This is a genomic window from Streptomyces sp. AC602_WCS936, from assembly GCF_019049125.1.
GTDB lineage: Bacteria > Actinomycetota > Actinomycetes > Streptomycetales > Streptomycetaceae > Streptomyces.
The window spans coordinates 166,575-180,959 of record NZ_JAGMUF010000054.1 but is presented as its reverse complement, the minus strand read 5'-3'; the positions used below and the strand labels follow the sequence as shown (position 1 = coordinate 180,959).

Sequence of the window (14,385 nt, the reverse complement as noted above, 5' to 3'; positions counted from 1 at the left end):
AGGTGAGAAGCGTGTTGAAGATGCCTATGATCGAGGCGCCGGCCGCGCGAAGCGCCGTCGGCGCGAGCGTAAGGAGCCCCCGTCGTGAGCACCCCCCAGCAGACCCGCACCGGCGCCACCCTCGACGTCGACCACAGCGACACCGACTACCGGGCCTGGCTGAAGGAAGCCGTGCGCAAGGTCCAGGCCGACAACAACCGCTCGGCCGACACCCACCTGCTGCTCTTCCCGTTGCCGGAGCACTGGGGCATCGACCTGTACCTGAAGGACGAGTCGACCCACCCCACCGGCAGCCTCAAGCACCGGCTCGCCCGCTCGCTCTTCCTGTACGGCCTGTGCAATGGCTGGATCCGGCCGGGCCGCCCCGTGATCGAGGCGTCCAGCGGCTCCACCGCCGTCTCCGAGGCGTACTTCGCGAAGCTGATCGGCGTCCCCTTCATCGCCGTCATGCCGCGCACGACCAGCACCGAGAAGATCCGCCTGATCGAATTCCACGGCGGACAGTGCCACTTCGTGGACGACTCCCGCCGGATGTACGAGGAGTCCGCACGCCTCGCGGCCGAGACCGGCGGCCACTACATGGACCAGTTCACCTACGCCGAACGCGCCACGGACTGGCGCGGCAACAACAACATCGCCGAGTCGATCTTCCGCCAGCTGCGCCTGGAGCGGTTCCCCGAACCGGCGTGGATCGTCGCCACGGCCGGCACCGGCGGCACCTCGGCGACCCTCGCGCGCTACGTGCACTACATGCAGTACGACACCCGCGTGTGCGTCGCCGACCCGGAGAACTCCTGCTTCTTCGAGGGCTGGACCACCGCCGATCCGGGCGTCGTCTGTGACCGCGGCTCACGGATCGAGGGCATCGGCCGGCCCCGGATGGAGCCGAGCTTCGTGCCCGGCGCGATCGACCGCATGATGAAGGTGCCGGACGCCGCGAGCGTCGCCGCCGTCCGGGCCCTGGAGCGGGCCATCGGCCGCAAGGCGGGCGGCTCCACGGGCACCGGACTGTGGAGCGCGCTGAAGATCGTCGCCGAGATGGTGGCCGAGGGACGGCAGGGCAGCGTGGTGACGCTGCTGTGCGACCCGGGGGACCGGTACCTCGACAAGTACTACTCGGACGCCTGGCTCGCCGAACAGGGCCTGGACATCGGGCCGTACACGACGACGATCGAAACCCTGCTGCGGACGGGCACCTGGCCCGCCTGACGGCGAGCGGTGCCGGACCTCCTACGAGCGGGCGAGCCGCCTGTCCAGCGAGGTGACCGCGTCCCGGAAGGCCCGTCCGAGCCCGGGACGCGCACGGTTGAGCACGAAACGGAACAGCGGCGTACCGTCCGCCGCGAACGTCCACTGCACGCGCGTGCCGTCCCCGGCCGGCGCCAGCCGCCACTCCTCGACCATGGCTCGGGCTCCGGGCGCGTTGGTGACGTCGACGCGGTACGCGTACACCTCGGGCCGCTCGGCCGTCAGCACCGTCTCCAGGAATCGCGTACCGCCCCTGAGCCGGATCTCGCGCCCCGCTCCCTCATCGACGGGCCGGGCGAACGTCACCGCCGAGAACCAGGCCGTCCAGCCCGGCACGTCCTCGGCGAGCGCGCGGAAGACCCGGTCCGGGGCGGCGGAGATCTCGCGGGCGAAGACCAGCCGCACCGGCGCGGTCTCGACGAAGCCGGCTCCCACCGGACGCAGACGGTGAGCCATGGACGCAACAACCCCCTTGAGCGAAGCCGCGGATGCGGACGGTCGGACGGGTGGCGCCACGATAGCCGGGGGCACGCCGGGTGTCAGCGGGGCGGGGGAGACCACGGACGGTCCGTGACCGCCCGCCCGCCGCCCGGGGTCAGCCGGCCGCGTCCGTCTCCGGCTCGCCCGCCACCACGAGCCCCAGATGCTCCGAGATCTCCGCACGGGCGTCCGCGGGCAGACCGGCGTCGGTCACCAGCGTGTCCACCTGCTCCAGCGCGGCGAACGAACTCAGGCCCACGACTCCCCACTTGGTGTGGTCGGCGACCACCACGACACGCCGCGCCGACTGCACCAGCCGCCGGTTGGTCTCCGCCTCCGCGAGGTTCGGCGTCGACAGGCCGGCCTCGGCCGATATCCCGTGCACACCGAGGAACAGCACGTCGAAGTGGAGCGTCGCGATCGCCTGGTCGGCGACCGGTCCCACCAGCGAGTCGGACGGAGTGCGCACACCGCCGGTGAGCACCACCGTGGCCGCGCCCTGCCGCGCCCCCGAGGTGCGCTGCGCCACGTGGAACACGTCCGCCACCCGCACCGAGTTGGTGACCACCGTCAGATCCGGCACGTCCACCAGCCGGTGCGCCAGCGCGTACGTCGTCGTACCGCCCGACAGCGCGATCGCCGCGCCCGGCGCGACCAGTTCCGCCGCCGCCCGCGCGATGTCCTCCTTGGCGGTCGGCTCCAGACCCGACTTGGCCTCGAACCCCGGCTCGTGCGTGCTCGCCTCGACCACGGGGACCGCGCCGCCGTGCACCTTCTCCAGCACGCCCTGCCGGGCCAGCGCGTCCAGATCGCGGCGGACCGTCATGTCCGACACGCCGAGCTTGCGGGTCAGCTCGTTGACCCGGACCCCGCCCCGGCGGCGTACCTCGTCCAGGATCAGGGCGCGCCGCTGCTCCGCGAGGAGGTTCGGATTCTCACTCACGTACGCTCCGGTCCTTTCGCCGCAAAACCGCCCGACACGCCCGGCGCACCCGCTCCGACCGGGGACTCGCCCGGCTCCGGTGCGCGGACGTCCCATCCTCGCACGCCCCGGCACCGGCCGCGCCACCGCCTGCCCGTCGCGCACATGTCACGACAGTCCCGTCCCGGCGTCTCCTGTCACACAGTTCGGGGAGATTCCGTGCCGAGGGGTGTACGACACCCGCCGAGCGGAGATCCTTGTGCCCGCACGTACACAGCCGACGGCACGTCACCGGGGGAGCAGGGACAGTGGACCAGGCGCAGAAGCGGGCCGGGACGGGCGAGCAGGACGCTCCCGAGAGGAGCGGCACCGCCCTGGAACTCCTGGTCCACGGGGTGGGCGGCACCACGCCCGCCGAGATGCTGGACGACCCGCGGACCGTGCGGGTCACCGGCGACCACATCGCGGCCGTCTACCGGCGCACCGAGGACGCCGACGCCGAGTCGCGGCCCGAGGACTACCGGGGCCGGCCGGTGCCCGAGGCGTACGTCTGGTGCAACCTCACCTCCGGCAACGGCACCCGCGCCCTGTGGCTGCTGCTCCTGCCGTTCATGGTGGTCAACCTCGCCCACTGGATGCGGCCCACCGCACACGGCCGGACCCGGACGGTCCGCCTCTACGGGCTGCTGGTGCGGCTGGCGGGGCTGACCCTGACGGTGCTGCTGGTCGCCGGGGCGTGCGAGGTCGCGCTCGACCTCGTGGCCTGGCAGTGCGCGGGCACGCGCGCCTGTGCCGAGCGGCACTCCTGGCTGGGCTTCCTGTCGCCGGTGATGTCGGACGGCGGCTGGTGGAGCACGCCCGGCCGCCGGCTAGCCCTCGCGGCCGCGGTGCCCGCGGTGCTCACCGGCCTGCTGTGGTACCTGTCGCTGCGGACCTGGCGGGCCTACGAGTCCCAGCAGCCGATGCACCGCGAGTCCGGCCCGGGGTCCGGTCCCGAGTCCGGCCCGGGGTCCGGTCCCGAGTCCGGCCCGGGGTCCGGTCCCGAGTCCGGCCCCGGGTCCGGTCCCGAGTCGGTTCCGGGGGAGGACCCCGCCCGTACCGCCCTCGGCCGGCCCGGGTTCTGGTACGGGCGGCGGCTCGTGGCCCGGCTGCGCGCCGCGCACACCGCCGCCGCCCTCCTGACCGTCGCCGCGGCGGTCGGCGCGCCCGCGGCCCGCTTCGACCGACGGCCGGGCGGGCCCGCGACGCTGGACACACTGGGCTGGCTCCTGGTGGCGGCACTGGCCGCCGGGGCGGTCGTCGTGGTCGCGGTGGTCTGCCGCCGGGGCCGCAGCGAGCGGCGCCTCGACCGGGAACTCGACGAGCGACTCGTACGGCTGCTGCCGCTGGCCGCCCTCGTCCTGTTCGTCCTCGCCCTGCTGTACGGCGGCTGGTCACGCCCGCAGTGGTCGTCCGCCGGGCGGCTGCCCGGGGACATGACCTTCGGCGGCATCGCCCTCGTCCAGGGCCTGCTGGTCATCGTCCTCGCCGTGGTCGCCCACCTGCTGCACCGCAGCCGCCCCGACACCCGGGCCGCGATCCGCGGTCTCGGCGGGCCGTCCGTCGCGATGCTGGCCTGCGCGCTGGGCGGAGTGATGTCCGGCGGCGTCGCCCAGCGCGTCGCCGACTGGCTGGACGGCACCGGCACCTCCATCGACGGGCCGCCGGTCCTGCTGACCTGGCAGGCGTCCGTCATCCCGCCGCTGCTCGTCGTCGTCCTACTGCTCTGCACCGCGCTCGCCCGCCACACCTGGCGCCTGGCCCGCGCCGAACGGGCCGACATCGAGGACGACCACCCCGGCGAGGCCGGGGACCCGGGGCGCACCCGGCGCATCGCGCTCACCCGCGCCCTGGCCACCCTCACCGACCGGGCGCCCCTCCTGGTCGCCATCGTCTCCGCGACCACACTGCTGCTCGGCGCCGCGGCCCTGGCCGGCGCCCTGGTGACCGACCAGGTGCCCGCCGACGCCGCGCGTGGGACGTACGCCGTCGTGCACGGCGCCGTCCAGACCGCGCAGGCACTGGGCTCCTGGCTCATCGGCCTCGGCTTCATACTGTTCGTCACCTGGGGCAGGCGCGCCTACAAGGACGCCTCCGCGCGGCGCACCATCGGCATCCTGTGGGACGTCGGCACCTTCTGGCCGCGCGCCGCCCACCCCTTCGCGCCGCCCTGCTACGCGGAGCGCGCGGTGCCCGACCTCACCTGGCGGATGGCGACCTGGACCCGGGCCACCGGCGGGCGGCTGGTCATCTCCGGGCATTCGCAGGGCAGCGTCCTCGCCGCCTCGGCCGCCTGGCAACTGGAGCCGCCCGCCCGCAAACGGGTCGCCCTGCTCACCTACGGCTCCCCGCTGGAGCGCCTGTACGGCCGCTGGTTCCCGGCCCACTTCGGACCGGCCGCGCTCGGCTCCCTGCACGAGGAGGTCGACTGCTGGCGCAACCTGCACCGGCGCACCGACCCCATCGGCGGCCCGATGCGCCTGCCCGGCGACTCGGGCCCCTCGGTGGACCGCCCACCGCTCAAGGACCCGCTGACGTACGGCCGCACGGAACTCCACCCGCTGCCCGCGCCGATCCTCGGCCACTCCGACTACCAGGCCGACCCGGCCTTCGCCGAGGAACGGCAGCGGCTGCTCGCCCGTCTGCGCCCGGAGGTACCGGCACCCCGCCACACCGGCCGCCCCTCCTCCGTCCCGGCGGCGGACGGCGGGACGGAGGACTGCTAGGGCCGCGGTTCCGGCAGGTCCTCGGCGTAGAGCAGGGTCAGGTCGTCCTTGCTCGGGTCGGCGAGCTGGGCGACCCGGCTCGCGTGCCGCTCCACCATCGCCTCGAACGTCTGGCGGGCGGTACGGCCGTTGCCGAAGGCCGGGCCCTTCGGGAGCGCCGTGAAGTACTTGGTCAGCGCCTCGGCCGTGCCCGGCGCCAGCCGGTACTCGTGCTCGTCGGCCTGCTGCTCCACGATCCGCAGCAGCTCCTCCGGGCCGTAGTCGCCGAAGGTGATGGTCCGTGAGAAGCGGGAGGCGACACCCGGGTTGACGGACAGGAAGCGTTCCATCTCCGCCGTGTATCCGGCGACGATCACCACGACCGCGTCCCGCTGGTCCTCCATCAGTTTCACCAGCGTGTCGATGGCCTCCTTGCCGAAGTCCCGGCCGGCGTCCTCGGGGGAGAGCGCGTACGCCTCGTCGATGAACAGCACACCGCCGTGCGCCCGCTGGAACGCCTCCTGGGTGCGGATCGCCGTGGAGCCGATGTGCTCACCGACCAGGTCCACCCGGGACACCTCGACGAGATGCCCCTTCTCCAGCACCCCGAGGGAGGCGAGGATCTCGCCGTACAGCCGGGCGACCGTCGTCTTGCCGGTGCCGGGGGAGCCCGTGAACACCAGGTGGCGCTTGACGGAGGCGGCCTTCAGGCCGGCCTGCTGCCGCCGCCGGCCCACCTCGATCATGTCGGTCAGCGCCCGCACCTCGCGCTTGACGCTCTCCAGGCCGACGAGGGCGTCCAGTTCACCCAGTACGGCCTTCGAGGTCCGCGCCGGTTCCCGCGGTTCGGTACCGGCGATCAGGGGTTCCTGCTCGGTGCTGCGCTGCCCGGGGATGGAGCCCAGCAGACCGGGGGACTGGCTCACCGTCTGCACGGCAGGCTCCGGCGCGGCGGGCGCGGTCAGGCCGGCGCTCTCGTCGCTGGTGCAGTCCTCGACGAGCGGACCGGCATCGCGGCCGGCCTCAGCGCCGCCGTCCGCGAACTCGTACCCGCCCCGCGCGCACCGCTCCGTGCGGCACTTCCTCAGCGTCGTGCGGCAGCCGTCGATCACGTGGAAGCCGTACCCGGCGCTGCCGGTCACGCGGCAGTTCAGGAAACTCCCGCGGCCCCCGGCCGACACGTAGACGCCGGCCTCCGAGGGGGAGTCGACCGTGCAGCGCTCGATGGTGGGGTCGGCGCCCTTGGTGACGATCACACCCGTGCGATTCCCGTCCAGGGTGCAGTTGTTCAGAGTGCCGCCGCTGCCGTGGTCGCGGAACCAGGCGCCCGTCGCGGCGTCCCGGATGCGGCAGTCGTCGAGCTGGGCGGTGGCGCCGTCGCTCACCGACACGGCCGTGTTGCGCACCTGGGACAGGTCGCTGTCCACGACGTCCGCGCGCGAGCCGCGGTCCAGGACGAACAACGCGTCCGGCACGTCGTGCACCCGGCAGGAGTCGAGCACCGCGGTGGCGCCGTCGCTCACCCAGACCGCCGGGTAGTCACCGGTGCTGTCGAAGATCTCGCACTGGTTGGCGTCCACGCGGGTGCCCGGGTCCCACACCGACAGTCCGTTGCGCCCGAACTGCCGCACGCTGGTGCGGGTCAGGGTGAGGACGGAGCGGGAGCGCAGGTCGACCGCGTTCTCCGGGACGTCGTGGATACGGCAGTCGGCGAGGGTGAGTACCGCGTCCGTGTCCAGGGTGACGCCGTCGCCGGTGGTGCGGTGCACGTCGCAGTCGGTCAGGTGCGCGGTGGCCCGGTTCGTCACCTGTACGCCGCTGCCCCGCACCTCGTAGACCTCGCAGCCCACGGCCTCCAGCGAGGAGCCCTCGCCCGTCACCGTGAGGCCCGAACCCGAGGCGTGGTGCACCCGGCAGCGGTCGAGCCGGGGGTGCGCGCCGGAGCGCACCGCGACACCCGCCTGCCCCGCGGAGACGATCTCGCACTCCTCGAACACGCCGCCCCCGCCGTCCAGGACGGCGACGCCGGCACCGGCCGGGTTGTCGACGACGCAGCGCCGCACCGTGGGCCGCGCGCCACCGCGCACCTCTATCCCCGAGGCGGAACGCGCGACCACCCTCAGCCCCAGCAGCTCCGGCACACCGTCCTCGACGAGGACCGCGGGTGCCGCCGCGTCCTGGCCCTCCACGTGCAGGTCCTGGATCACCGCCGAGGCGCGCACGGTCAGCGGGACGCCGTCCACGGGGGCGATCCGGACCGAACCCTGCCCGCCCTCGGGCCCGCGCAGGGTCACCGCCCGGTGGACGACGAGATTCTCCCGGTAGGTCCCGGGGGCGACGGTGAGGACGTCACCGTCGGCCGCGGCCTCCAGGGCGGCGGCGAGCGATGCGTACTCACCCGTGCGGCGCCGCCACCGCGAGGTGCCGGTGTGCGTCACCTGGACCGTGCCCTGTGCCATGGCGTTGCTGTGCCCCCACCTCGTCGTACGCGGGTCGTCGCCGATTCGGTTCGGCCGGTCCACCGTAGCGTGCGCGCAGGTGGTGAGTTGACCGGAGGCGGAAGCCCGTCAGCTGTCCGCGCCGGTCCTGCCCCAGTCCGGACCGACCCGCTCCCACTCGTGCTCCAGGCGGGCGTGGCGGCGGTGGACCATGCGGCGGACGGCGATCCGCCGGCCCGCCTCGACCAGGGCCGCGGCCACCAGTGCGGCGCCGATTCCGGCGAGCGCGGCGTGCGTCGTCGCGGTCGCGGCGTCCAGCGGGCGGGGCACTGTCCGGCCCTGCCCGTCGGTCCATATCGCGAAGTGGTCGCCGGGGGCCGGATCGTCGAGGCCCGCCGTGAGGGGGGCCTCGTGCCGCGAGCCGTCCGGCGCGGTCCAGTCGGCGAGCACCCGGGTGCGCAGATCCCCGCCGGAGACACCCTCCGGGTCGACGGTCAGCGGTGGACGCTCCAGGGGACGGACCACGGTGGCCGTCACCCGGTGCCGGGACTCGTGCTGTTCGCGCACCGACCGCTGCAGGGACTCCTGCGCCGAACCGCCCACCAGGACCCCGACCAGGGGAGCCGCGGTCAGGATCAGCAGCAGGCCCGCCAGGGCCGCCCACCCCTCGGCCAGGTCCGTCGGACGGCACAGCGGATTGTGCCGCCAGCGCCAGAGCCCTGCGATCGCCCGCATGATCCGCGCCCCCTTCCCGCTCCCCGCCGGGTTTCTCTCACGAACCTCTCACACAGCCCAACGCGCGGGCCGCGGACCGGGTTCCCCCTCTCCGGCCGGTGACCGGAACCGGTCGTCGGACGAACGGAACGTCATCCGGAGATCCGCACCGGGTCGCCCACCCGGATCGTGCCCCGGCCGAGCGGGACCAGGTTCTGCCCGAAGACCAGCTTGCCGTCCACGCGGCGGTGCCGTCCGAGGCTGTGCAGGGGCTCCCTGCCGCGCTCCGCGGTGCCCTGGTCGGTGGTCGTCACCACGCAGCGTCCGCACGGTTTGGCGACCCGGAAGGCCACGTCGCCCACGGTGACGCGGGACCAGCCGTCCTCGGCCCAGGCCTCGGTGCCGGCGACGACCACGTTGGGCCGGAAGCGGTCCATGGGCAGCGGGCCCTCGTCCGCGTGCTCGCCCCGCGCGATCAGGGCGTTGAGGGCTTCGAGGGAGGCCGTCGTGGTGAGCAGCAGCGGAAAGCCGTCGGCGAAGGTGACGGTCTCGCCCGGCAGGGCGTACCGCGGGTCGACGGGACGGCGCGTGGCCGGGTCGTCCAGGTACACCAGCCGGACGTCCGCTTCCAGGAAGTCGCTGCACCAGGCGTGTACCGCCTCGTCCTCGGCGGGAACCGCCTCCACCTTGTCCCGGAAGATCTGCACCGGCACGGTGACCCCCGCCCGCGGCACCGGCACCGTCAGCGGTTCCCGGCCGGGCGCGGACAGCCGGACGCCGCCGCCGGGCAGTGGCTCGGCGGCGGCCAGGGCGATGCGCGGCCGCCCGCGTTGTGTGACGACCTTTCCCCCGTCGTCGACCATCATCCAGCGGCGGTCTCCGGCCAGCCCCCAGGGCTCCACGACGGCCTCCCGGAGCGACAGGCTCCGGGACGCCTTGACCGGATGGACGTGAATCGACTGCAGTCGCGCGTTCCCCATGGAGCCATCGTGCCAGGTGGCACCGACAGTCCCGGGGACGGCTCAGTAGCCGCGGTACTGCTGCTGGTTGTACGGGTCCTGGTACGGCGCCGGGGCCGGCCGGGGAGCCGCGGGGCGCATCGCCTCGTACCCCGCCGGGCCGGGCGCGGCCGGGCGGGGAGGCTGAGGCTGCTGGGGCCCGGGGTACCCGCGCGGCGCGGTCGCCTGGTGCGGGATGTACGCGGCGGGCGCCTGCTGCAGCGGGGCGGGCTGCGGCGCCTGCTGCGGGTATCCGTAGGAGGGCTGGGAAGGGCCGGCCGGGAGGGCGGGCAGGGCCGACGGGAGCGCGGGCAGGTGGCTGCCCGGCGCGTCGTACGCGGCGGGGACCCGGATCGGGGCGATCTGCGGGGTGCCCCGCTCGGCCACGAGCGAGTCGTAGATCGGGGTGTCCGGGAAGGAGGCGGAGTAGTAGCCGCCACCATAAGTGGAGCGGGGGGAGGTCATGGCACATAAGTTAAGCCCACGATGTGCTGGTTGGGGAGACCGATAAGAGGGTTGTTTTCCGTGTCCGCAGTGACCCGGCATCCCCAATGTGAGCGAATTCGGCGAAAAGGGGGCGACACGCCGCGCGATCTTGGGGTAAAGGGCGAGTTCCGGGCGGGTTACCGGCGGTTGTCCCGACGTCTTCCCGTACCCCTCGTGAAGGACGGGCGGCCGGGGAATAGGTTGGGCGCGGAAAAAAGGCGAACCGCCGGGACTCGGCCCGGCTCGGTGACACGCGATGGGGGCGGACATGTCAATGTCGAAAGGCTCGAACACCCCGGTGCCCACGACGGCGCTCCGGGTCGAAGTGGGCTGGCGGACCGGCCCCGGAGTACCCGACGCGGACGCCTCGGCGCTGCTCCTGGTGGGCGGGAAGGTCCGCTCCGACGCGGACTTCGTCTTCTACAACCAGCCGGCGCACTCCTCCGGCGCGGTCCGCCACGAGGGGAAGAGGGACGCCGGCGGCCGGGTCACCGACAGTCTGGTCGTCGACCTCGCGCGCGTGGAGCCCACGATCGAGACGGTGATCCTCGCCGCCTCCGCGGACGGCGGGGCGTTCGGGCAGATCCCCGACCTGTACATCGAGGTCCGTGAGGCCGCCGGGAACACCGTGGCCGCCCGCTTCGACAATCCCGGCGCGACCGTGGAAACGGCCTTCGTGCTCGGCGAGTTCTACCGCCGCCAGGGTGCCTGGAAGTTCCGTGCCGTCGGCCAGGGCTACGACAGCGGGCTCGAAGGACTGGCCACGGACTACGGCATCTCGGTGGACGAGCCGCAACAGGCCTCCTCGGCCGCCCCGGTGGCGCCTCCGGCCGCACCGCAGACGCCTCCGGCCCCGCCCGCCACCCGGCCGGCCACCACCCCGCCGCCCCCGCCGACGGCGCCCCCCGCCGAGCCGGTCCGCCTGACCAAGGTCACGCTCACCAAGGCCGCTCCCTCCGTCTCGCTGACCAAGCAGGGAGGCACCTCGGGCGCCATGCGCGTCAACCTCAACTGGGAGGTGCGCAAGCAGTTCTCCGGATGGGCCCGCAAACTCGGCCGCCCGGTCGCCATGCACGACGACCTCGACCTCGACCTGTGCTGCCTGTACGAACTCACCGACGGCAGCAAGGGCGTCGTCCAGGCACTCGGCAACGCCTACGGTGCCCTCGACCGGCCGCCGTTCATCCACCTCGACGGCGACGACCGCACCGGGGCCGTGGCGACCGGAGAGAACCTCACGATCAACCTCGACCACAAGCAGTACTTCCGGCGCGTCCTCGTCTTCGTCACCATCTACGAAGGCGCCCGCTCCTTCGCCGACCTGCACGCCACGGTGACCCTCCAGCCGCAGTACGGTGCCCCGATCGACTTCTCGCTCGACGAGTGCACGGTCCCCTCGACGGTGTGCGCCCTCGCGCTGATCACCGCCGACGGCAACGACCTGGTCGTCCAGCGTGAGGCCCGCTACCTCGTGCCGGAGCGCGGAGTGAGCCCGCAGCGGACCGTCGACCACGCCTACGGGTGGGGCATGAACTGGACCCCCGGCCGGAAATGACGCTCCCCGGGCGGACGTTCGGCCCGCACCGCCCGGACGCTCAGCCCTCGTCGGCCACGGCGTCCGGACGGGCGTAGGTCCGGCCCTTCCAGGCCGCGCCGCGCCCCCGGTAGTGCTGCACCGCGGAATCGACCGTCATCAGGAGATAGAGGAACGCGGTGAACGGCAGCAGCGGGGCGAGCCACAGCGGCTGCCGGTAGTACCGCAGCATCGGCGCGTACGTCCCCGCCATCACGAGCCACGCGGCGGCGCCCGGGACGAGCGCCGCCGTGCCGCCCGTCGCCGCGCCGACGACCACCGCCATCGGCGGCACCAGGTACACCAGCGCCAGCCCGGCCACCGTCCCGGCGAGCACCAACGGGTGGTGCCGCAGCTGCGCGTACGCGCTGCGCGAGACCATCCGCCACAGGTCGTGCAGCCGCGGATAGGGACGGACGCTGTCCACTCCGTCCGCCAGACCCAGCCAGACCCGCCCGCCGACGCCCTTGACCGCCCGGGCGAGGGCCACGTCGTCGATGACGGCGTGCCGGATGGCGTCCGGGATCCGGGCCCGCTCGGCGGCGTCCGCGCGCAGCAGCACACAGCCGCCCGCCGCGGCCGCCGTACGCGTCCCCCTCTTCCCGTCCGTCCTCTCGCTCCCGGCCCCGCTCCCGCCGATCCACCGGAACGGGTACAGCTGCGCGAAGAAGTAGACGAAGGCCGGCACGACCAGCCGCTCCCACACGCTCTCCACCCGCAGTCGGGCCATCTGCGAGACGACGTCGAAACCGCCGGTGCGGGCCGCCGCCACCAGCCGGCGCAGGCTGTCCGGCGCGTGGGCGATGTCGGCGTCCGTCAGCAGCAGGTACTCGGGCTCCCGCGCCCGAGCCAGGCCGATGCCGTGCCGCACCGCCCACAGCTTGCCGGTCCACCCGGCCGGCGGCTCCCCCGGCGAGGCCACGGTGAGCGGCAGCCCCTCCTGCCGCCGGGCCAGCTCGCACGCCAGGTCCGCCGTACCGTCCGTGCTGCCGTCGTCGACCAGGAAGACCTCCGCCCGCCCCGGATAGTCCTGGGCGAGCAGGGACGGCAGGCTCGCGGGCAAGACGGCCGCCTCGTCGCGCGCCGGGACGACGACGCAGACGGAGGGCCACACGTCCGGTTCCTCCTGGGCCGGCAGCCGGACGTCCGTACGCCAGAAGAAACCCCGTGCGAGAAGCAGCCACAGCCAGGCGGCGAACGAGAGGGCGGATACGACGGTCACGACGGCAGTCCACACATCGGCGCTCACGTGCGCAGTCTGCCCCACGGCACGGGCCCGCGACGGCGCATCGACTATGGTGGCCGGGTGAAGATCGCGCTCATGGACTCCGGAATCGGTCTGCTGGCGGCCACCGCCGCGGTACGGCGCCTGCGGCCGGACGCCGATCTCATCCTCTCCCTGGACCCCGACGGCATGCCCTGGGGCCCGCGCACCCCCGAAGACCTCACCGGACGGGCCCTCGCTGTCGCCGAGGCGGCCGCCGCGCACCGCCCGGACGCCCTCATCGTCGGCTGCAACACCGCCACCGTGCACGCGCTGCCCGCGCTGCGCGCCCGCCTCGAGCCCGCCCTGCCGGTCATCGGCACCGTCCCGGCGATCAAGCCCGCGGCGTCCGGCGGCGGCCCCGTGGCGATCTGGGCGACACCCGCCACCACCGGCAGCGCCTACCAGCGGAACCTGATCGAGGAGTTCGCCGGGGAGGCGAAGGTCACGGAGGTGCCGTGCCCGGGGCTCGCCGACGCCGTCGAGCAGGCGGACGAGACGGCGATCGACGCGACCGTCGCCGCAGCGGCCGCCCTGACGCCCGACGACGTAACGACCGTCGTCCTGGGCTGCACCCATTACGAACTGGTCGCCGAACGCATCCGGGCCGCCGTCCAGCGTCCCGACGGACCGCGCCTCGTCCTGCACGGCTCCGCGGGCGCGGTCGCCACCCAGGCACTGCGCCGGATCGGAGCCCGTCCCGACCCCGGCGCACCCGCCGAAGGCACCCTCACCGTGCTCCTCAGCGGACGCGAGGGCACGCTGCCCGCGCCCGCGCTCGCCTACGACGAGGGCCGGCTGCTGCAAGCGGTCACGCCGGCGCACTGACCGGCGGTCCGCCCGGTCGGCCCAGTCACCCTGCGCGACGAGGTACCGGCGCAGCGAAACCTGAGTAACCTCATATCCATGAGGCATCGCCACGGCGAGAGCGTCCCCCCACCGCACGTCTGGACCGGACGTGCCACCAACCGGGTCCAGTGGTTGCTGGCCCTCATCGGTGCCGCCTGCCTGGCGTTCGGCATCGCGCTGGCCGTCGAATCGGCCTGGGAGTCCGGCGGCGCCCCGCTGGCCATGGCGGTCGTCGGCTGCATCGCGGCGGGACTGCTGGTCCTCTTCGGCACGCTCGCCTTCGTGCACGTCGCGCTGAGAGTCGACGAGGAGTGCCTGGAGGTGCGTTGCGGTCACATCGGCGTGCCGCGCCGCCGCATCCCCCTCTCCCAGGTCGCCGGCGCCGAGTTCGCCCCGTACGTCACCCCGCGCCACTGGGGCGGCTGGGGCTACCGCTGGCGACCGGAGAAGGGCACCGCGGTCGTCGTACGCCGCGGGGAGGGCCTGGTCCTGCGCCTGTGGGACGGCCACACCTTCACCGTCACCGTCGACGACGCCGAAGCGGCCGTCCAGGTCATCAAGGACCGCCTGCGGCCGAAGGCACCCGGCTCGGCGCGCTGAACGCGCGGTCCCGGCGCGCGGGCCGGTCGGCGGACGGACCCGGCGGCCGGTCGCCGGCCGAGGACCGTG

General features: G+C 74.0%; 12 protein-coding genes. 5 read left to right on the top strand and 7 right to left on the bottom strand.

From position 1 onward, the window contains the following. Nucleotides 1-84 precede the first annotated feature (84 nt). Complete coding sequence (locus tag KUM03_RS18120) at nucleotides 85-1,209, top strand: PLP-dependent cysteine synthase family protein (RefSeq protein WP_217250086.1); 1,125 nt, start codon at nucleotides 85-87, stop codon at nucleotides 1,207-1,209. Nucleotides 1,210-1,230: 21 nt separating this feature from the next. Here KUM03_RS18120 and KUM03_RS18115 read toward each other — a convergent pair whose 3' ends face one another. After that, a complete protein-coding gene (locus KUM03_RS18115; protein WP_217250084.1) occupies nucleotides 1,231-1,704 on the bottom strand; it encodes an SRPBCC family protein in 474 nt (157 codons plus the stop codon). 139 nt (nucleotides 1,705-1,843) lie between these two features. Continuing rightward, the gene (locus tag KUM03_RS18110) at nucleotides 1,844-2,671 is read right to left on the bottom strand and encodes a DeoR/GlpR family DNA-binding transcription regulator (protein ID WP_217250082.1); all 828 of its coding nucleotides are present in this window, start codon (nucleotides 2,669-2,671) and stop codon (nucleotides 1,844-1,846) included. Nucleotides 2,672-2,958: 287 nt separating this feature from the next. Here KUM03_RS18110 and KUM03_RS18105 point away from each other — a divergent pair, with 287 nt between their 5' ends. Continuing rightward, nucleotides 2,959-5,415, top strand: coding sequence for a hypothetical protein (locus tag KUM03_RS18105; protein ID WP_217250079.1), 2,457 nt, complete (start codon nucleotides 2,959-2,961; stop codon nucleotides 5,413-5,415). Here the strand turns inward: KUM03_RS18105 and KUM03_RS18100 are convergent. The 4 genes from KUM03_RS18100 to KUM03_RS18085 form a co-directional block, all read right to left on the bottom strand. Next, the gene (locus KUM03_RS18100; protein WP_217250077.1) at nucleotides 5,412-7,853 is read right to left on the bottom strand and encodes a right-handed parallel beta-helix repeat-containing protein; all 2,442 of its coding nucleotides are present in this window, start codon (nucleotides 7,851-7,853) and stop codon (nucleotides 5,412-5,414) included. The genes KUM03_RS18105 and KUM03_RS18100 overlap by 4 nt on opposite strands. A 108-nt stretch (nucleotides 7,854-7,961) precedes the next feature. Then, the gene (locus tag KUM03_RS18095) at nucleotides 7,962-8,567 is read right to left on the bottom strand and encodes a hypothetical protein (protein ID WP_217250075.1); all 606 of its coding nucleotides are present in this window, start codon (nucleotides 8,565-8,567) and stop codon (nucleotides 7,962-7,964) included. A gap of 131 nt (nucleotides 8,568-8,698) precedes the next feature. Then, entirely contained in the window at nucleotides 8,699-9,526 is an 828-nt protein-coding gene (locus tag KUM03_RS18090) for an MOSC domain-containing protein (protein ID WP_217250073.1), read from the bottom strand. A gap of 42 nt (nucleotides 9,527-9,568) precedes the next feature. After that, the gene (locus tag KUM03_RS18085; RefSeq protein ID WP_073731146.1) at nucleotides 9,569-10,009 is read right to left on the bottom strand and encodes a DUF6643 family protein; all 441 of its coding nucleotides are present in this window, start codon (nucleotides 10,007-10,009) and stop codon (nucleotides 9,569-9,571) included. A 295-nt stretch (nucleotides 10,010-10,304) separates the two neighbouring features. Here KUM03_RS18085 and KUM03_RS18080 point away from each other — a divergent pair, with 295 nt between their 5' ends. Further along, nucleotides 10,305-11,585 carry a TerD family protein gene (locus KUM03_RS18080; RefSeq protein ID WP_217250596.1) on the top strand — a complete coding sequence of 427 codons (1,281 nt, stop codon included), beginning with the start codon at nucleotides 10,305-10,307 and terminating at the stop codon, nucleotides 11,583-11,585. A 40-nt stretch (nucleotides 11,586-11,625) separates the two neighbouring features. Here the strand turns inward: KUM03_RS18080 and KUM03_RS18075 are convergent, their stop codons facing one another. Next, complete coding sequence (locus KUM03_RS18075; protein ID WP_217250071.1) at nucleotides 11,626-12,870, bottom strand: glycosyltransferase; 1,245 nt, start codon at nucleotides 12,868-12,870, stop codon at nucleotides 11,626-11,628. Nucleotides 12,871-12,909: 39 nt separating this feature from the next. Between KUM03_RS18075 and KUM03_RS18070 the strand changes: the two genes are divergently transcribed. Together KUM03_RS18070 and KUM03_RS18065 are read left to right on the top strand one after the other, a co-directional pair. Then, nucleotides 12,910-13,695 carry a glutamate racemase gene (locus KUM03_RS18070; protein ID WP_217250069.1) on the top strand — a complete coding sequence of 262 codons (786 nt, stop codon included), beginning with the start codon at nucleotides 12,910-12,912 and terminating at the stop codon, nucleotides 13,693-13,695. 78 nt (nucleotides 13,696-13,773) lie between these two features. After that, nucleotides 13,774-14,316, top strand: a complete 543-nt coding sequence (locus KUM03_RS18065) for a hypothetical protein (protein ID WP_217250067.1) — start codon at nucleotides 13,774-13,776, stop codon at nucleotides 14,314-14,316. Nucleotides 14,317-14,385: the final 69 nt, after the last annotated feature.

What these genes read in the sequence shown, in the direction of transcription:
- KUM03_RS18080 (WP_217250596.1), top strand. Translation starts at nt 10,305, where the DNA reads ATGTCGAAAGGCTCGAACACCCCGGTGCCCACGACGGCGCTCCGGGTC.
- KUM03_RS18085 (WP_073731146.1), bottom strand. Translation starts at nt 10,009, where the DNA reads ATGACCTCCCCCCGCTCCACTTATGGTGGCGGCTACTACTCCGCCTCC.
- KUM03_RS18115 (WP_217250084.1), bottom strand. Translation starts at nt 1,704, where the DNA reads ATGGCTCACCGTCTGCGTCCGGTGGGAGCCGGCTTCGTCGAGACCGCG.
- KUM03_RS18090 (WP_217250073.1), bottom strand. Translation starts at nt 9,526, where the DNA reads ATGGGGAACGCGCGACTGCAGTCGATTCACGTCCATCCGGTCAAGGCG.
- KUM03_RS18100 (WP_217250077.1), bottom strand. Translation starts at nt 7,853, where the DNA reads ATGGCACAGGGCACGGTCCAGGTGACGCACACCGGCACCTCGCGGTGG.
- KUM03_RS18065 (WP_217250067.1), top strand. Translation starts at nt 13,774, where the DNA reads ATGAGGCATCGCCACGGCGAGAGCGTCCCCCCACCGCACGTCTGGACC.
- KUM03_RS18095 (WP_217250075.1), bottom strand. Translation starts at nt 8,567, where the DNA reads ATGCGGGCGATCGCAGGGCTCTGGCGCTGGCGGCACAATCCGCTGTGC.